Annotated in this window: 17 protein-coding genes; 10 read left to right on the top strand and 7 right to left on the bottom strand. The window is 30.9% G+C overall.

What is annotated here, in order from left to right; all coding sequences use genetic code 11:
- Positions 1–13: 13 nt before the first annotated feature.
- Both ACM55K_RS13480 and ACM55K_RS13485 read right to left on the bottom strand, forming a co-directional pair.
- Positions 14–1,018, bottom strand: coding sequence for a mannose-1-phosphate guanylyltransferase (locus ACM55K_RS13480; protein WP_416850795.1), 1,005 nt, complete (start codon positions 1,016–1,018; stop codon positions 14–16).
- The gene (locus tag ACM55K_RS13485; protein ID WP_416850796.1) at positions 1,015–1,443 is read right to left on the bottom strand and encodes an adenylyltransferase/cytidyltransferase family protein; all 429 of its coding nucleotides are present in this window, start codon (positions 1,441–1,443) and stop codon (positions 1,015–1,017) included. The genes ACM55K_RS13480 and ACM55K_RS13485 overlap by 4 nt, the downstream gene beginning before the upstream one ends.
- 618 nt (positions 1,444–2,061) lie before the next feature.
- On the opposite strand from ACM55K_RS13485, the gene ACM55K_RS13490 reads away from it, so the two are divergent.
- Positions 2,062–2,526, top strand: a complete 465-nt coding sequence (locus ACM55K_RS13490; RefSeq protein ID WP_416850797.1) for a UpxY family transcription antiterminator — start codon at positions 2,062–2,064, stop codon at positions 2,524–2,526.
- Between the two features lie 164 nt (positions 2,527–2,690).
- On the opposite strand, the gene ACM55K_RS13495 is transcribed toward ACM55K_RS13490, so the two are convergent.
- The 3 genes from ACM55K_RS13495 to ACM55K_RS13505 all read right to left on the bottom strand — a co-directional run bounded on the left by ACM55K_RS13495 (position 2,691) and on the right by ACM55K_RS13505 (position 6,334).
- On the bottom strand, positions 2,691–3,038 hold the full coding sequence (locus ACM55K_RS13495) for a helix-turn-helix domain-containing protein (RefSeq protein ID WP_416850798.1): 348 nt from the start codon (positions 3,036–3,038) through the stop codon (positions 2,691–2,693).
- 184 nt (positions 3,039–3,222) lie between these two features.
- Positions 3,223–4,338 (bottom strand): ATP-binding response regulator, encoded by a 1,116-nt coding sequence (locus ACM55K_RS13500; protein WP_416850799.1) that lies wholly within the window; start codon positions 4,336–4,338, stop codon positions 3,223–3,225.
- Positions 4,331–6,334 carry a PAS domain S-box protein gene (locus tag ACM55K_RS13505; RefSeq protein WP_416850800.1) on the bottom strand — a complete coding sequence of 668 codons (2,004 nt, stop codon included), beginning with the start codon at positions 6,332–6,334 and terminating at the stop codon, positions 4,331–4,333. The genes ACM55K_RS13500 and ACM55K_RS13505 overlap by 8 nt, the downstream gene beginning before the upstream one ends.
- 292 nt (positions 6,335–6,626) lie before the next feature.
- Between ACM55K_RS13505 and ACM55K_RS13510 the strand changes: the two genes are divergently transcribed.
- Positions 6,627–7,406, top strand: coding sequence for a response regulator (locus tag ACM55K_RS13510; protein WP_416850801.1), 780 nt, complete (start codon positions 6,627–6,629; stop codon positions 7,404–7,406).
- Positions 7,407–7,790: 384 nt separating this feature from the next.
- Positions 7,791–8,267, top strand: coding sequence for a hypothetical protein (locus tag ACM55K_RS13515; protein ID WP_416850802.1), 477 nt, complete (start codon positions 7,791–7,793; stop codon positions 8,265–8,267).
- A 79-nt stretch (positions 8,268–8,346) separates the two neighbouring features.
- On the opposite strand, the gene ACM55K_RS13520 is transcribed toward ACM55K_RS13515, so the two are convergent.
- On the bottom strand, positions 8,347–8,760 hold the full coding sequence (locus ACM55K_RS13520; RefSeq protein WP_416850803.1) for a response regulator: 414 nt from the start codon (positions 8,758–8,760) through the stop codon (positions 8,347–8,349).
- Complete coding sequence (locus ACM55K_RS13525) at positions 8,757–12,227, bottom strand: PAS domain S-box protein (protein ID WP_416850804.1); 3,471 nt, start codon at positions 12,225–12,227, stop codon at positions 8,757–8,759. Before ACM55K_RS13525 ends, ACM55K_RS13520 begins: the two co-directional genes overlap by 4 nt.
- A 345-nt stretch (positions 12,228–12,572) precedes the next feature.
- On the opposite strand from ACM55K_RS13525, the gene ACM55K_RS13530 reads away from it, so the two are divergent.
- The 7 genes from ACM55K_RS13530 to ACM55K_RS13560 all read left to right on the top strand — a co-directional run bounded on the left by ACM55K_RS13530 (position 12,573) and on the right by ACM55K_RS13560 (position 17,910).
- Positions 12,573–12,800, top strand: a complete 228-nt coding sequence (locus tag ACM55K_RS13530; RefSeq protein WP_416850805.1) for a hypothetical protein — start codon at positions 12,573–12,575, stop codon at positions 12,798–12,800.
- 115 nt (positions 12,801–12,915) lie between these two features.
- Positions 12,916–13,164 (top strand): hypothetical protein, encoded by a 249-nt coding sequence (locus tag ACM55K_RS13535; RefSeq protein ID WP_416850806.1) that lies wholly within the window; start codon positions 12,916–12,918, stop codon positions 13,162–13,164.
- Complete coding sequence (locus ACM55K_RS13540; protein ID WP_416850807.1) at positions 13,140–13,379, top strand: ImmA/IrrE family metallo-endopeptidase; 240 nt, start codon at positions 13,140–13,142, stop codon at positions 13,377–13,379. The genes ACM55K_RS13535 and ACM55K_RS13540 overlap by 25 nt, the downstream gene beginning before the upstream one ends.
- 896 nt (positions 13,380–14,275) lie before the next feature.
- Positions 14,276–15,691 carry an MBL fold metallo-hydrolase gene (locus ACM55K_RS13545; protein ID WP_416850808.1) on the top strand — a complete coding sequence of 472 codons (1,416 nt, stop codon included), beginning with the start codon at positions 14,276–14,278 and terminating at the stop codon, positions 15,689–15,691.
- A gap of 14 nt (positions 15,692–15,705) precedes the next feature.
- On the top strand, positions 15,706–16,026 hold the full coding sequence (locus ACM55K_RS13550; protein ID WP_416850809.1) for a rhodanese-like domain-containing protein: 321 nt from the start codon (positions 15,706–15,708) through the stop codon (positions 16,024–16,026).
- A 274-nt stretch (positions 16,027–16,300) separates the two neighbouring features.
- The gene (locus ACM55K_RS13555; RefSeq protein WP_416850810.1) at positions 16,301–16,606 is read left to right on the top strand and encodes a DUF202 domain-containing protein; all 306 of its coding nucleotides are present in this window, start codon (positions 16,301–16,303) and stop codon (positions 16,604–16,606) included.
- Between the two features lie 95 nt (positions 16,607–16,701).
- Complete coding sequence (locus ACM55K_RS13560) at positions 16,702–17,910, top strand: MFS transporter (protein WP_416850811.1); 1,209 nt, start codon at positions 16,702–16,704, stop codon at positions 17,908–17,910.
- The last annotated feature ends 34 nt before the right edge of the window (positions 17,911–17,944 follow it).

Genomic DNA, 17,944 nt, shown 5'->3' on the forward strand with positions numbered 1-17,944 from the left:
GCGTTTAATAGTTTTATAATAGTGGCGAATCAATAGATTCTAAATATTGATGAACTTGCTTGACATTCTGGGATTTTTCTTTTTGAAGCACCAATAAAGCATCGGGAGAATACACCAAGAGACAATTTTCGACACCTACAAAGCTAGTGTGTGGAGCTGGTCCTATGACAATATTACCATCCTCATCGACCGGATGACCGTCCTGCACCAAATAATCATAAACAGACTCAAACGAACCCAAGTCAGACCATTTAAAATTTGACGGTACCACTTTTATATTGGTACTGCGTTCCATTACAGCATAATCAATACTTATAGATGGAATTTGAAGCGATAAATCAAAATCAAGAACTCCCGCAACACTGGCATCCCAAACCATCTTGGATTTTTTGTAAACCTCCGGCTCTTGTTTTTTAAGTTCTGCTAGATATAATCCTGCTTTAAAGCAGAAAAGACCACTATTCCAATAGCAATTCCCTTTTTGTAAAAAATGACTTGCTGATTCTAAAGTTGGTTTTTCATGAAAAGCCAATACATTTTCTCCTTCAAACTCGATATAGCCATAACCCGTTTCTGGTTTTGTGGGTTTGATCCCAAAAGTGACTAAATAATCATTTTTAGCCAGTTCAACGGCTTGATTCAATGCTTCTTTATAAGAAACCTCCCCTTCAATAATATGGTCGGATGGAGTTATGATTAAAATATCTTCTGGATTCGATTCGAAAGCAGCGAATGCAATTGCAGCTGCCGTATTTCTAGGAGTTGACTCAACAATATACGAATGGGAAAAATTAAATTTTCCCATCACCTTAGAACTAAGATGATGATTATCCATATTGCCTACAATAAGTAACTTATCGACAATCTTGGCATTTCTTTCGACAGTCATTTCAAACAATGACTTGCCACCAAATAACTCTAGATATTGCTTCGGTTTTGTTTTACGGGACAGTGGCCACAATCTGCTACCCACTCCACCCGTTAATACTACGTGAACTATTTTACTGCTTGCCATCATTTTTTATCTTTTAAAAGTTCTATTTGAAAAACCTCCCTGCGCAAGGCACTGCTTGAAAAACGATGGTCACGCGAATTAAAATACAATTCTATTCCTTTATCCTCACAATAGGTTCTACCCGTAAAATCTCTTTCTTTATATTCATCGCCTACAAAACGCATATCAATTTGGAAAGATTGAAGAATATCCTCTAAATCCTGTTCGGTGGCATAAGGAACAATTTCATCTACATACTTGCATCCTTTCAATTGTATGTAACGCTCTACTACCGTTTGGGTTGGTTTGTTCTTTTCAGGACGGTCTAGTGTAGGGTCGGTCTGTAATCCGACTATCAAATAATCACAATTTGATTTGGCTTCTTCAAGCATTTTGACGTGACCGGCATGTAGCAAGTCAAAGGCGCTAAATGTTACTGCAATTTTCATTTGTGTCAATTTTTAATTAAACGGAATTGTTCTTTTTAAGGATTGGGAATTCTAAAATTTTTGAGATTTCTAAGATAAAATTCAAAAGTATTTTCAAAATTGAATAAGGGTACCCCGTGAATAGTTACATTTTAACTATCCCAAAAGAAAAAAATATGATTTTGTAAAGAATGAAAAAGTGCAATTCTTGACTATTGCTGTTGGTTGTAAAATCACGGCGAAAACCATAAAATTCAAACCAATATTGACTCTTTCCTTAAGCATGATATTATATGGCAAAAATACTCCAAAGGAAAACTCGAAAAGAAATTTTAAGCGACAATACAGCCCAAATTTGGAGCATATAGTCCTTAAAAGGACGAGGAAAGAACTTGAATAAATTAATTTTGGACGTTTAGAAAATTAGATTGACACAATACTATTTGCCTTTAAAATTAAACTACACATTTCGTAAAATAATTTTAAAATACTGAAAATCACAAAATTAAAATAATAAAATAGAATTGAAAACGATAGGATTTGTTTATCAAGCAATAGGTTAATGACAAAAAGGAACGTGACTTGGTATTGATTTTCTGGGTCTAAAATAATAACAAACCACAATATAATAAAAGAAGAATGAATTGGTACGTAGTATACACAAAACCCAAATGGGAAAAAAAAACGGCAGAACAATTAAACAAATTTGGAGTAAATTGCTATTGCCCAACAATTAAAAGAGTACACCAATGGGCCGACAGGAAAAAAAAGGTGGAAGTCCCCCTGTTTAATCATTATATATTTGTCCAATTAGCGGAAAAAGACAGGAATAAGGTATTCGTTTCCCCCGGCGTAATCCGATATTTATTTTGGTTGGGAAAGCACGCGATTGTAAAAGACAAAGAAATTAGTACCATCAAGGAATGGCTTAATGCTGATGACACATCGGATGTATCTGTGATAGAGTACCAAATTGGACAAACAATAAAACTGGATTCCGGACCCTTTAGCGAACAAAACGCAGTGGTCAAAGACATAACAAAAACACACTATGTTTTAATTTTAGAATCTTTGGGTTACATTTTAAAAATGAAGCATCACTAAAAAACATATAAACAGTGTTGTTTTTTTATGCCATTCTATACAGAATTGGGTGGCGAAATTTCAACTGCTTTGCCGCTTTTTTGGAAAGTCAATTTTAAGGAAATAATATTTTATTAAAGCAAACGTCATTCTCTTTTAGTGAAAAAAAAAAAATGAACTAAAATCTAAAAAATATTTCTTTTTATATCCTTAATATCTAAATTATGATTGAACCTGTCGCTTTCCATTTTCAACACTCGTACTTCCGAATTATTATATATAGTATCGTTTTCTAATTTCTTCTCTCTACTGTCATTAAAAAAGTAGGATACATCAAAAAACAATAATTCAGAAATTGAAATTCCAAAAATAGTTGCTAATCTTGATATTTTGGAAATCGCGATATCAGTCTCGCCTCTTTCAATTTTACCATACCCACTGGGAGTCATCTCCATTTCACCAGCTACAAAATCTCTGGTAAAATTTTTCATTTCTCTTATTGTTCTAATATTTTCAGAAATAATTTTATTCATGTATAACTATTTAATTAAATGTATTTGACAATATTTATAGTGATTTAAAGCTCAACAAGCTGTGACAAATAAATAAAATCGCCCACACAAAAACTAAAATTACACGTACTGCTTAAAAAATTGTGGCATAAAATTAAAATCCCGACTATTTTTTAGCCAAGTAAATCGACATCTAACGAAATACCTAACAACTTTCAAGTTGTGAAGCGTTCCCTCCCTCCTTTAAAATAATCAAAGGAAGAAATAATTTTATACATGTGCCTTCATTTACTTTAGAAACAATGGTAAACACGCCTTTTGTTTGTTTTATAATCATTTTACTTAGAAAAAGACCTAATCCCAATCCTTGTTGTTCTCTTTTTTCTCTATTGAACTGTTGGGAAGCTCCAATTTTTTTCAACTCGTCTTCACTAAATCCAATTCCAAAATCCCTGATAACCAATTCATAATATTCATCATTAAAACGTTCGCCCGATACAAGGATCATTTTACTGCTGGAAGAAAATTTCAAGGCATTGTCGAGTAATTCGAAAAGAATAAAATGCAAATATTTTTCACTCATTCCTATGGTTGCTTTATCTACTTCAAAGCTGATTCTTGTTTCTTGATTCTCGTAAATCCGAGAAAGTTTTGCTTTTGCCTTCAAGAAAATTTTTAATATCTCGGCACTTGATGTATCATTAAATTCAAGTGAATTATCCTTTAAATTTTGATAAAGAATAATATTCTGCAAGGTTCTGTCCAAACGCTCACCTGATATTTTTATTGATTCATAAAACTCGTGAATTAGTTTTTTTTCAAATTTTCCCTCATCTTTAATTAAAAGATTTGTAAATCCTAATATTCCGTGAAGGGGCGTATTTATTTCATGTTGAAATGTGTTTTTTTTACCACTATACAAATTATGGTGGGCATTTTTTATTTTTTCAAATCGCGCTATTTTGGTTTCAATTATGGATATCAATTCATTTATTTTGAAGGGTTTCGACAAGAAATCATCGGCACCCTGAAGCAAACATTTACGCATTAAATTATTTTCGCTTTTAGCAGTAAGAAAAACAAATGGAATAGCACTCAAAGAAGGACTTTCTTTAATGATTTCATGAAGCGCACTACCATCCATAACTGGCATCATAATATCGCAAACAATTAAATCTGGAGTCCAGTACTCTAAAAGGCTTAGTGCTTCTTGTCCGTTACAAGCAGCTTTAACATCATAATTTTGACAAACAAGAAGTTCAGTAATGGTGTCTCTAATATTTAGCTCATCATCAACTATCAGTATTTTATTTTTATTCATAAGGGAAAATTAATTTTATTGTAGTACCAAAATGTTCTTTAGTTTTTAATTCTATTGTACCTTTTAAAAATGTTACAAATTGTTTTACGATAGAAAGACCCAATCCTGAGCCTATGATAGTACTTGTATTTGATGCTCTAAAAAAAGAGGTGAATAAATGTTTTATTTCATCTTCTGGAATTCCTATTCCATAATCGATTACCAGTATTTCGATTTCATTTTCAGAATAGGTAATTTCTAATTCAGGATTTGATCTGTCAACTGAATATTTAAAGGCGTTACTAATTAGATTGGTTAAAATATGCACAAGCATAATTTCATCAGTGAAAAAGGGTTTTTTTTTTCCCTTTATTTTAATTTTAATTTCACGCTCATAAAGATTATTATTAAAATAAGTATCGATTAATGTTTCTATAAAAACATTGAAATCAACAGGTTTAACTTGCTTCTTTAATTTCTGAGACTCATCTTTTGCAAAAATCAAAATATTGTTCATTAATTCAGTCATTCTGTCTACTTCTGTTTTTATTCTTGAAGTAATACAGGCTATGGATTGCGACTTATTTTCTTCAAAATGATTGATTTTAAAATCTATAAGTTCCGCATTAGAATAGATCACTGTTAAAGGAGTTCTAAACTGATGCGACGCCATAGATACGAACTGTGATTTCATATCATTAAGTTCTTTTTCTTTTGCATTTGCTGCTTTTACTTCTTCTGCTCTTTTAATCCTTTCACTAATATCACGGCTGGAAGATTGTAGCCCCAATACTTTATTTTCACTATTAATAATAGCCTTAGTAGTCGCTTCTAACCAGATATAACTGCCATCTTTTTTTCTAAAGCGATAGGTAACAATACTACTTTGTAAACTTTTAAAAGTATTTTCATAGTAATTTTTAATCTTTCTAAAATCTTTTTTATGGAAGAAATCCCATGAGCTTTTATTAATTAGCTCTTCAGGCAGGTATCCTGTAATTTCTTTTGAAGAAGTGGAAACATATTGAAAATTTCCATCATTAGAATACTGACAAATTAAATCTGTCGTATTATCGGCAATAAATCTAAATTTTTCTTCTGATAACTTCAGCTGGATTTCTTTTTCCTTAAGCTCACTAACATCGATATGTGTCCCAATAAGTTTTAGTGGTTTTCCTTCTTTATTTTTTTTAAGCAAAATATCATATTTTACCCAAATCACTTTACCAGTTTTATGAATCATTCGGGTAGTTCCTACATAATTATCTAATCTATTAGAAATTAAATGCCCAGTATCCATTAGTAGTTGATTCAAATCGTCTGGATGAATAGTTCTTTTCCAAAATTCTTCTTCTTGGATTATTTCATCGTTCGTATAACCTAATAATCCTGCCCAATTATAAGAATAAACAGTTTGATTAGTATTAATATCAAATTCCCACATCGCTTGATTAGAGCCTTCCATGTAAAAATTAATTTTTTCTAACGTGATTTCTAATTTTGAAACGATACGGTCTTGATTCAGTTGAAATCCAATATTCTTAGCAATGGTATGTAAAGTGTATAAATCCTCATCCCTCCATTTCTTTTCATTTTTGCAGTCATCGCACCCTATCCATCCCCAAAAAAGATCATCGGAAAAAATAGGTGTAAAAAGATACGATTGAATACCCAGTATTCCCATTATTTGCTTAAATAATTCATTACTGCAATCTTTAACAAGTCCTTGAAATGATTCGTCACTCGACAATGTTTTATATAGCTCTGGTAAGGCATCGTAAGCGATTCCATCTGGATCCCGATGATCTATATACGGTTCGATCCCTTTATTGCACCATTCATACTTATAGTGAAATTTTAGTACCCCATTATCTATTTCATTTTTATAAATATAGCATCTGTCAAAGTCTTGGCCTGAACCAATCTCTTTGATGCAGAAATTTAGTGCATCTTCTAAAGACTTTTGCTTCAATAAATGATTATTGGCCTTAGAAATACTTAAAAGAAGATTTTTCATTAATTGGTTATTGTTTTTTTAAATGAAATTCCCAAATTCAAGTTACAGGATAATATCATATAACATTTGATTTCGAGTATGACTTTCGAAATAGTATTACACAAAAAAACGACGTTAAAAAAATTCTTCATTTAATGATTATTTATAAACTGAACCTGCAAACAAATACTGATTTTTTAAAAAGATGAAATATAAATAAAAGTATTTTAAATTTTATTTTTTATGAAATCAAGTACTGATAATTAAAAAAAAAACAGTTATAAGTTAAAATATAAAGGGTTAGTTTCGTGCTATGAAAAACACAAAAACGAGAATAGTATTAATTGAAGATGATCTAGCACTGGGAAATTCAATTTCAGAGTTATTAACGTTGAGTGATTTTGAAGTTAATTGGTTCAAAGATGGTGTTGAAGGACTTCTTTATTTAAATAAAAACATACCTGACATAATCATTAGCGATTTTATGATGCCTCATATGAATGGTGAAGAATTATTTTTGATAATACGTAAAAATCGTAAATTTCAAACCATTCCGTTCATAATAATTACAGCGAACATGGACGATGATGTCAAGTTTAAACAACTAAAAAATGGAGTTAACGATTTTATTATGAAGCCTTTTAAAGTAAAAGAAATAGTTTATAAAATTAACAATTTGATTAATCTTAAAAAAAATATTGAAAAAAAATTCTGTCCTGATCCATTTTCAAAAATTACTATACAGTTGTCTGAAAAAGATTTCATTACCACTTTAAATGAAATTTTAATAAAAAACATGAAATCAAAAATAGACATGGGAGAACTATCTAATGAGCTTTTTATTAGCAAATCGACTTTAGATAAAAGAGTGCGGAAACTAACCACTAAAAATGCCAGTCAATATATTAGAGAATTTCGATTGGATTATGCGGTTAAACTCATTAATTTAGGAGAAAAAAATATCCAATATTTAGTTGACGAAACTGGTTTTAGTTCGTTTTCTTATTTTTCAACTAGCTTCAAATCCTATCTTGATGTAACGCCACGTGATTTTATAAAATCCATCCAAGCGGAAAAACAATCTCTTTTGTAAAAAATTGTAAAATGAAATTATTATTTTTTAATTTACAGCCAATTACTATTTGACAAAATTTTATTCTTTTAATATAAATATTTCATGAAGCACCACCTAAGCAGTGTTTTTTCGGAGGATAAATATATTTAAATGAGATTCAACATTCTTTCTTTTAAAGTTTTCTCTTTACAATATTAATTATAAGTATTTTTTTTTAAGCTATAAATTAAAAAAAAGTTTTGCCTAATTACACTCCATATATTTACACTGATTTGGGACTTTACTTACCAGGCAGCTTACTTGAAAAAATTTTTTGGGGGCAAAAAATTTAGAATACACCACTTTATTAGGGTAAGCTGTTTTTGGTAAGATTCTTTTATTTGATTTCAATTAAAGAAAAATATGAATAAAATTTTATCAACGCCAAATAAAATCGAAAAAGTCTTAGAGGAAAACGCTTTTCTTATACTTTTAGAATCACACGTACTTATTAAAAATGGTAAGGAAAGAATACGGGTATCCCTGAGTCAAATTTCAAATATAAGGATTGTAAGAAATCGAGATCTAACAGTTACAATTGTAGTCTTCGCTTTTTCAGCTTTACTTTATTTATTATTTTTAGCTCCTTTAAATTTGCATTTTGTATTTCAGTTTTTTTATTCAATCCTTATTTTGTTTTTTATTATAATCTCATATTCGTTAAAAAACTACAGATACAAACTTTTAATTAACAAAGGTATATTTGCTTTTAATGAAATAGCAATTTCAAAAAACAACATTGTCCATGCACAAAATTTTGCAGCCAAATTCAAAAACAATACTATTTCAGAAATGAATAATCAAGAATTTAATTACACAAAACTTAAAGAATGTTTGTGATAAATATTTTTTTTAGCAGTTATGAAATAATTTTCCTATAGTTATTTACAGTAAGATAAATAGTCACGATACCTATAAATTAGAGCGCTTCAACATTTTTTTTATACAGTTTTTCAAGTGATAAATGATATTCTATAAGCTGCTTTAGTTCTTTCAAAATAAAAGGTTTCTTAAGGTAGCCTTTGACTCCTAAAACAAGACCTCTTTCTTCATCTTTCCGCTCCACCCTAGCAGTGAGGAATATAACGGGAATATCCGAGTAATTAGAAATTTGATGTTTTTCCATAAAACCGTATCCATCCATTATAGGCATCATAATGTCACATATAATGAGGTTCGGTTTAAATTGTTTGACTTTGTCTAATCCTTCCTTTCCATCTTGGACTTCTTGAACATCATATCCTACAAAAGAAAGTAATTCACAAATGGTTTCCCTTAGTTTTACTTCATCATCAATAATCAATATTTTAGCCATAGTTTCGATTAATGTCATACTGGAAATTTTAGTGTCACTTTTGTCCCTTTTCCTAATTGACTCTCTAATTGAACAGTTCCCAAGTTTTTTTCGGTAAAGGTTTTAACGATATAAAGTCCCAAACCGGTTCCTTGTAACCCTTCCGTGTTACTCGCTCTAAAAAAAGTATTAAATAATTTTGATTGATCTTTTTCAGGAACTCCTATTCCAAAATCGATGATCTCAATAACAGTTGTACCATTTGCGGTAAAAAGATTAAGAATAATATCTCCAAATCCTTCTGAATATTTAAAAGCATTATTTAAGAGATTGAGAATAGAGTATTCCATTAATTTTTTGTCTGCAAATACATAAAATGTATCTCCTGCAAATGTTGTTTGAACCTTTCTTTTATCATTTTGACTGCTATAACTGGTCTCAATTACATCAATGCAAACTTGTTTTAAATCAAATTTAACTGGATTAAAATTTGTTTTACCTGAATCATCTTTAGAAATAGTTAATACTGCATTCATTAATTCTACTATTCGGTCAATTTCTTCGGTTATTATATTTACTCTCTTTTCAACATGAATAGAATTTTCAAAATTATACCCTTCCAGATACATGGCTATCAGTTCGGCACTTGCTCGGATGGTAGTCATTGGTGTTCTAAATTCATGAGAGATAGTAGAAACTAAATTACTCCGTAACTCATTTAATTCGCGTTCTTGAATCAATGTGTTTTCGACAATTTCTTCGGCCTCTTTTCGCTGTGTAATATCTCTCGTGCTGGATTGAAAACTTATCGGAATACCATTTTCTTTTACTAAAATAGCTTTAGTTTCAAACCAAAAATAATTATCTTCTATATTTTTAAACCTTACCCTTACCGACACATCTTCTACTTCAGTTACAAAACGACGAATAGAATTTAGAAGTATTTCAATATCTTCAGGATGAACAAATTCTTGAGGTAATTTACCAATTAACTCTTCAGGAGTATAACCCAATAGTTTTTGTATTGATGGAGAAACATATTGAAAAGAGCTATCTAAATTGTGCAAACAAACCAAATCAATTGTATTATCAGCCAAAAGGCGGTACATATTTTTAACTTCATTCAGTTGAATAGTTTTATTTCTATTGTTTTCATCCGTTAATAATTTATTTTCGACTTCGATTTTTATTCTTTCTGTGATATCAATAATTTGTGGAATATAATGTTCGATTTTACCTAAATTGTTTCGTACAATAGAAACAAATAAGTTCACCCAAACTAAAGATTTGTTTTTATGGATGTACCTTTTTTCCATACTGAAATTAGATGCTTCTCCTGAATCTAAATTTTTTTTATTTGCTAAATCCTTTTCCAAATCTTCACAATAAGTAATTTCTTCAAATGTCAATGTTTTAAACTCTTCTTTGGTATAACCTAATATTTCACATAATCGGCTATTCACTTCCATCCAAAAGCCTTCTAGATTCACAATAGCCATTCCTACAGCTGAGTGTTCAAATGCTCCTTTGAATCGTTCTTCACTTTGCTGCAATTCATCTTTTAACTTTTTTTCATTGGTAATGTCTTGCATCGCTCCAATCATACGAACTGCCTCACCCTTATCATTTCGTATAATCACAGCTTTGTCTTTTACATAAGCATAAGTACCATCCGATTTTAGATAACGGTATTCCTCTGACCATCTGTAAATATCACTATTTATGCACTTATCTATACTTTCGTAATAGGCATCTTTGTCTTCTAGATGAACAAAATTCTCACATTTTTGTCCTGTTATAATATTATTTTCAAATCGGTGCCCAAAAAGTGCGGCATAACTTTCTCCAACAAAAATTTCATTAGTAATCATATTCCAATCCCAAAGTGCATCAGAAGTAGCTTCACTGGAATAAATAAAACGCTCATTGCTAATTTTTAAAGCATCTTCCGCATTTTTTTGTGCCGTTATATCGTTGAAAGAACATATTACATAGAGTAACTCATTAAAATCTCCAAATACAGGTATAGCATCAACCAACAGCCAAACCAAATCATTAAGCATAGGGCGATAAACCCCCATAACGACATTGTTTATTGGTTTTAATTTTTGTATAGCCTGAGGTACTGGATGTTCTTCAGACAAGAATTCTGAACCGTCCAGATGAATTACTTTCCAATGCTCGTCAAAAGAGGTTTTACCAAGTAGCTGATCCTCGGTAAGTCCTAACATTTCACAAGCCGCTTTGTTGTTTTCAAATATTTCAGATTGGGGACCCTGTACCAAAATCCCGGTCGCTACATTCTTAATAATACTCTTGGTTAGCTGTCTGCTTTTAAAGATTTCATCTTGATTTTTTTTACTCTCTGTTATATCAACCCCAAAACCTACCATCATTTCAAGAGATCCATCTTCAAGAAAAACTGGTGCAAATTTTCGGGTGTGATAAGTCGATTCTCCATTTTGACGCTGAATTCTATCTTCCCATTCTATAACTTCTTTACCTTCTAGAGCCACCATAAATTTAGCACGTCGGTTTTTTGCAAATATGTTATCTCTTCCTGTATATTCTGCATATTCAAAATCATCTTTTCCTATAATAAATTTTCGCAATTCATTATTTTTAATGGCAGCAGGATTCAAATAAGTATATCTATAATTGCTGTCAAAAACGGCAATATCTATTGGTAGTCTGTCTAATATTTTTTCGTAAAATTCTTTTTGTAGTAAAAGCTTTTGTTGTGTTTCAACGTGTTCTGTAATATCCCTGCAATTTCCAATAAAAATAGCATTCCCTTCTTTTTCTAAAAATTTTAAATTGGAAGAATGCCATACATAATGTCCGTATTTATGCAAAATTCGATAAATAAGTTCATTTTCACTTTTTCCCGTTTCAACTACATTATTCATATGATTAATGCACATTCCCATATCTTCAGGATGAATAAATAAAGCAATGTTTTTTCCTGTAATTTCATCAGCTTCACGACCAAGAAAAGTAATCAAGTTTTTTGACACATAAGTGAATATTCCTTCAAGATTAAGCTCGTATAAAATTTCTTTCGAATTATCAATAAATAGTTGGAGTTGATTTTCTTGCTGTTTTATTGTTTTTTTAAATTCCTCCTTTTGAATATATAATTCCAAAAAAGATTGAATTTGTACAACAAAACACTCTAAAGATTTTAATTGTATCGGAGAGAGATTTTTAGGCTTTGTATCCACGATACAAAGAGTCCCTATGACTAAACTTTCATTAATACAGATAGGAAATCCTGCAAAAAAAGAAAAAGGAGAAGGATTTGAATGATATCTAACATCTTGATTGATATCGTAAACTATAGATTTTTTTTTATGATTAATAATTGGTTCAATGAATAATAACATATTTTCAGGGACAATCAAAGTCTCAAAACCTATTCTGGCTTTAATAATTTGGTGATCAATACCAATAATAGATATAAATCCACACGGAACTTCACATAATTCCGACGCAAATGATAACATAAGATTAAACTCTTGTTGAAAATCAAGGGTGCTAAATAATTTTATTAGTTTTTTTTGGTTTTTTAATAATAGCATAGATTTTTTACTAATTAATTATACAACAATAAATTGCAGCAGTAATTTGGGATTTTTACAAAATAACACTTATTACACGATAAATAAAAATTTAAGAAAAATTAATAAATTATTCTTAAACATTCCTCTAATAGGTTTTTTTATTTTTTCTAATAAATTTGCACCTTATAATCTAGGACTAGACGAACTGAACTTTAAACCTATTCTTTCTTTATCAGTTTTACGACTCCCAATTTTCCTTCTGAAGTACTTTTACAAAATACGTTTCTCTTGGTAGCTGTAGAAGAAATTGAATTTGATTCTAAAGTAAATCAAATAGGTAGACATAATACCAAAGGAATTATTGTAACAAATAAAGGATTTGCAAAAAACACAATCAATATTGCAAAATCTTTAAAAATTGGTTTGCTTAAAGTTAAAAGTGATAATCAATTAGATTGGATAGATTACAGAAAAAAACTTCAAAAAACATCATTGATTTTGAAAATAATGAAATAGAACCATTTCTAGCCAAAATAGGAAATATAACCTTCAATCACATAGCTAATTTAATTCAGGAGCTTGGCATAATAGATGTTTATTATATAAGGAGAAGTTCTTAAAAATCCCATACTTGACGGAAGAGAGGATTGAAGAAATCGTTGACAGATTATACACTTATGACATTCATAATGATTTCATTTTAGATACTCATAAATTATGTAAATTTATATCTTCAAGGTATCCAATAACTTTTGATTTTACAAAAAAGGAAAACGGTATTCTAGGAAAGAGTGAATTTAATCCACTTAAAATATATGTCAATCCAGAATTAGAAGAAATAGATTTAGGTTTACTTTGTGTCATGAAATTGGTCATTTAATATTACATACTAAACTCTTAGAGAATAGAATTGAAAAAAGGGAGGACGTTGATTACACTCTATCATTGAATTCTAGAGTTTCGGAATTGAATAATAATAATAATAATATTAGATTAGAAATACAGGCAAATATTTTTGCAAGTCATTTATTAATCCCCATTAACCCGTTAATTAGAGAAGTAACAACTTTTTTTTGTAAAAGAGAGAATAAATAAAAATTATCTTTATTTGGATAAGCAACCTGTTAATCAATTATTGGTTCATAGTTTATTAAATTAATTAAGTTTAAAAATTCCATGCTTCAAAAGAATCAATCAAGATGAGATTGATTGCAAGAAATCTATTGAAGGATAGTAGATATTTTTCATTCAAAAAACTATTAAATGAATTTAAACCTTAGAATGATTACCATATTAAACTTATACATATATGTCTCTTTATACGTGCCCACCCAAAAGTGGGAGATGCTTATTGGATATACTAAGTTAGCGTGGATACAGTGTTGAGAATAAAATTTAATATTTTCGTTAGCTTTATAAAATTGATGATATCTGGCTCAAAAGCTTCAAATCATCTAAAAAAAGGTTCGAAAATTGTCCCGACAGGGTCAACTCAAAATATAATTAAACCAGCTTTTCAATCAAATATATTTTATACATTTGTTTCAACTATTGGATTAATGTGTTCTTAGAAAAGATATTATTACAGATTAACAGAATGCTATATTTCAATTGAAATAATGGATAAATGTTTGTTTGTTTTTATTTCGTGTTATTTTGTTCAGATCGGTACCTTATTTGTACCTCAAGATCTGCAAACCCCAGTAAACACCGGGCTGCTAATTTCTGCATCGGGAAGTAGCAGAACAAAACACCATATCAAAATAAATATTAAATCACTATTAATTAATGATAGAAACACCAGTTGAATAGCTGGTGTTTTTTTATTTTTTAAAATTAGTTATGCGTTACAATCCCCAGAAAACACAAGAATTATATTTTAAAAAATTTACAATTACAGCAACTTTTTTTGTTGTGTAACATTTGTCACTATCTTCCTTAAATTCATGCTATATCTTTGTATTATAATTAAATAACGAAAATTTAAGAAAATGAAAATAGAGCAAATATACACCGGATGTTTAGCACAAGGTGCTTACTATATTACTTCAAATGGTGAAGCTGCCATTATTGATCCACTTCGTGAAACAGAACCTTATATGGAAAGGCTAGAAAAAGACGGTGTGAAACTAAAATACATTTTCGAAACCCATTTTCACGCTGATTTTGTTTCCGGACATTTAGATTTGAGTAAAAAAACAGGTGCTGCAATTGTATATGGCCCCAATGCCAATCCTGAATTTGAATTTATTTCTGCCAAAGACCACCAGGAATTTGCAATTGGCAACATCAAAATAAAGGTGTTACACACGCCAGGTCACACAATGGAAAGTACCTCATACTTATTAATCGATGAAAACGAAAAAGACCACGCCATTTTCTCTGGAGATACTTTATTCATTGGTGATGTTGGTCGCCCAGATTTAGCTCAAAAAGCTGCCCACATGACTCAAAACGAATTAGCAGCCATATTATTCCATTCGTTAAGAGACAAAGTAATGACTCTGGCTGATGATGTAATCGTATATCCGGCTCACGGTGCGGGTTCTGCTTGTGGAAAAAACATGAGTAAAGAAACTGTTTCAACCATTGGTGAGCAAAAAGCAACAAATTATGCTTTGCGCGCCAATATGACTGAAGCCGAATTTGTGCAAGAAGTTACTGAAGGTTTATTGCCTCCTCCAGCCTATTTTGGGATGAACGTTGCTATGAACAAAAAAGGAATTGAAAGCTTTGAAAATGTTTTCAATAACGGAATGAGACCGATTAATGCAAGTGAATTTGAAGCTGTAGCGGAAGAAACCGGTGCTTTAATTCTAGACACGAGAGATAATGGTGATTTTGCAAAAGGTTATGTGCCACAATCCATAAACATTGGTATCAATGGCGATTTTGCTCCTTGGGTTGGTGCTTTGATTGCCGATGTGAAACAACCAATCATTTTAGTCACTGAGCCAGGATTTGAAGAAGAAACTGTAACGCGATTGACCCGAGTTGGGTTTGATAATTTAATAGGACATTTACAAGGAGGCTTTGAAGCTTGGAAAAAAGCCGGTTTTGAAATCGATACTATAAATCGCATCACTGCGGAGCAATTTGCAAAAGAAGTAAAAATTGGCGAATGCAAAATAATCGATGTTCGTAAAGAAAGTGAGTATGAAGCGGAACATGTTGATGAAGCCTACAGCCGACCATTAGCGTACATCAATGAATGGGTAAAAGACATCAATCCAGAGGAACATTTTTACATTCATTGTGCTGGAGGATACCGCAGTATGATGACTGCTTCTATTTTGCAAGCACGAGGGTATAGAAACTTTACAGAAATTGAAGGTGGTTTTGGAGCAATAGCTAAAACGACTGTTCCAAAGACCGATTTCGTTTGTCAAAGCAAAGTATTAAAATAATAAAACAACTAATTATGTTCGGAATTTTTAAAAATATGTTTTCAAAAAAAGACACAACACAAATGGAAAAATTAGTAAAAGAAGGCGCGTTCCTTGTAGATGTTCGCACGCCTGCAGAATTTGCAGAAGGTCACGTAAAAGGATCAACAAATATTCCTTTGGATCAAATACCGAATCAATTGGTTAAATTTAAAGGAAAAGAACATGTTATTGTGTTCTGCCGAAGCGGGAATCGCAGCGGTCAAGCCAAATTGATTTTGGAACAAAATGGGTTTAAAAATATCACTAATGGTGGTACTTGGATGGATGTAAATGACATAATAAATAAAATTTAGACAATAAATATTTAAAGTAATGTGCAGTTTAAAACAAAAAAGTATTGTTTTAAACTGCACCAATTATTTATTTTAAAATCTAAAGTTGAAAGGAATAAGAGAGGATTTAATTTTTAATCTGTTCGTAAAATCTCCTAAAAACATTTGATTTTCAAACTGATCTAAATAAAGAAGTAAATTTGATAGTCTTTTACGAGATCCTAATGAATTTATTACTTTGAATTTAACAAAACTACGGGACTACCTTTTGAAATTAATTCGAAAAAAAACTGAAATGAAAGATACAAAAGCTATAAACAAAGACTTAATTTTAAGGGAGCGATTAGCGTTACAACGAACAGTACTCGCAAATCAATCTACTTTTCTTGCCTTTTTGCGAACGGCAATGTACTTTTTAATTGCAGGATTGAGTTTGCGAAATTTATTAAAAGTTGAAAATAGTTTCCTGATTGAAATAGCGCTGTTTGTCATTTCATTCGTGATACTGTTACTTGGAACTCTAAACTATTTCAAGCATAAAAAATCGATATCAGAAAACAAAAAACACATTGGTGATTACCAATTAGAATACTATGAATGATGCTAGTCTAAATCTTTTTAATGTCTTACCTCCAGAATAAATTAAAAAACAGTAGTTCTTTTTTGGATTAAAAATAAACCATTCAACAATTGTATATGAATACAACCAAACTTGGGCTGAGAGAAAATTGGAAACAATTTACCATTTTGGTCATCGTCAATGCCTTTGTTGGCGGAATGATAGGAATGGAAAGAACTATTATTCCAAAATTTGCCGAAATTGAATTTGGCATTGCTTCAAAAACGGCTATTCTTTCATTTATAACTGCCTTTGGAATCACTAAAGCCATTACCAATTATTTTACGGGTAAGCTTGCGAATCGATTCGGGAGAAAAAATTTACTTTTATTTGGATGGATTCTGGCAATACCTATTCCTTTTATTCTAATATATGCTGAATCATGGAATTGGGTGATTTTTGCCAATATTCTGTTGGGAATTAGTCAAGGACTCACTTGGAGCAGTACGGTGGTGATGAAAATTGATTTAGTTGGAGAAAAGGATCGTGGACTGGCGATGGGACTCAATGAATTTGCCGGTTATTTTGCCGTTGGTTTAGTCGCCTACCTGTCAGGCTATATTACACAAAAATATGGAATTACGCCTTACCCTTTTTATCTGGGAATTGGAATTTCGATAATTGGTTTTTTGTTGACTTTGCTTTTTGTAAAAGATACCAGAATATTTGTACACCAAGAAAACACAACCAATCAAACTGAAAAATTAGATAATATTTTTCTGGAAACCACATTCAAAAACAAAACGTTAAGTGCTGTGACCCAAGCAGGATTGGTCAATAATCTGAATGATGGTATGATTTGGGGACTGTTGCCTATTGTATTGCTTTCTTTGAATTATGATTCTCAGAATATTGGAATTATAACTGCCATTTATCCTACCGTTTGGGGTTTTGGACAATTGATAACCGGAAAAATGTCGGATATATATTCGAAAAAAAAGATGTTGTTTTGGGGAATGTTACTACAGGGAATTGCGATTCTTTTTATTCCTTTTAGTACCGAAATGTATCAATTAGCAACTATTTCCGCGTTACTGGGATTTGGAACGGCCTTGGTCTATCCTACTTTTTTATCAGCGATTGCACAAGCCACAAACCCAACTCAAAGAGCGGAAAGTATTGGTACATTTAGGCTTTGGAGGGATTTAGGATATGCAATAGGCGCGATTATTTCAGGAATAACAGCTGATTTATTTGGAGTGAATTATGCAATTATATTGATCGGCTTTATAACAATCGCATCTTCCCTAATTATTGAAATCAGAATGCCAAAAGACAATTTATAAAGTAATAAATCCCTAAAAATCATATCTTTTAAGA

The sequence above is a fragment of the Flavobacterium arabinosi genome, from assembly GCF_048158725.1.
GTDB lineage: Bacteria > Bacteroidota > Bacteroidia > Flavobacteriales > Flavobacteriaceae > Flavobacterium > Flavobacterium arabinosi.

Coding starts and splice junctions, on each gene's coding strand:
- ACM55K_RS13480 (WP_416850795.1), bottom strand. CDS start 1,018: ATGATGGCAAGCAGTAAAATAGTTCACGTAGTATTAACGGGTGGAGTG.
- ACM55K_RS13485 (WP_416850796.1), bottom strand. CDS start 1,443: ATGAAAATTGCAGTAACATTTAGCGCCTTTGACTTGCTACATGCCGGT.
- ACM55K_RS13490 (WP_416850797.1), top strand. CDS start 2,062: ATGAATTGGTACGTAGTATACACAAAACCCAAATGGGAAAAAAAAACG.
- ACM55K_RS13495 (WP_416850798.1), bottom strand. CDS start 3,038: ATGAATAAAATTATTTCTGAAAATATTAGAACAATAAGAGAAATGAAA.
- ACM55K_RS13500 (WP_416850799.1), bottom strand. CDS start 4,338: ATGAATAAAAATAAAATACTGATAGTTGATGATGAGCTAAATATTAGA.
- ACM55K_RS13505 (WP_416850800.1), bottom strand. CDS start 6,334: ATGAAAAATCTTCTTTTAAGTATTTCTAAGGCCAATAATCATTTATTG.
- ACM55K_RS13510 (WP_416850801.1), top strand. CDS start 6,627: ATGAAAAACACAAAAACGAGAATAGTATTAATTGAAGATGATCTAGCA.
- ACM55K_RS13515 (WP_416850802.1), top strand. CDS start 7,791: ATGAATAAAATTTTATCAACGCCAAATAAAATCGAAAAAGTCTTAGAG.
- ACM55K_RS13520 (WP_416850803.1), bottom strand. CDS start 8,760: ATGACATTAATCGAAACTATGGCTAAAATATTGATTATTGATGATGAA.
- ACM55K_RS13525 (WP_416850804.1), bottom strand. CDS start 12,227: ATGTTATCATTTGCGTCGGAATTATGTGAAGTTCCGTGTGGATTTATA.
- ACM55K_RS13545 (WP_416850808.1), top strand. CDS start 14,276: ATGAAAATAGAGCAAATATACACCGGATGTTTAGCACAAGGTGCTTAC.
- ACM55K_RS13550 (WP_416850809.1), top strand. CDS start 15,706: ATGTTCGGAATTTTTAAAAATATGTTTTCAAAAAAAGACACAACACAA.
- ACM55K_RS13555 (WP_416850810.1), top strand. CDS start 16,301: ATGAAAGATACAAAAGCTATAAACAAAGACTTAATTTTAAGGGAGCGA.
- ACM55K_RS13560 (WP_416850811.1), top strand. CDS start 16,702: ATGAATACAACCAAACTTGGGCTGAGAGAAAATTGGAAACAATTTACC.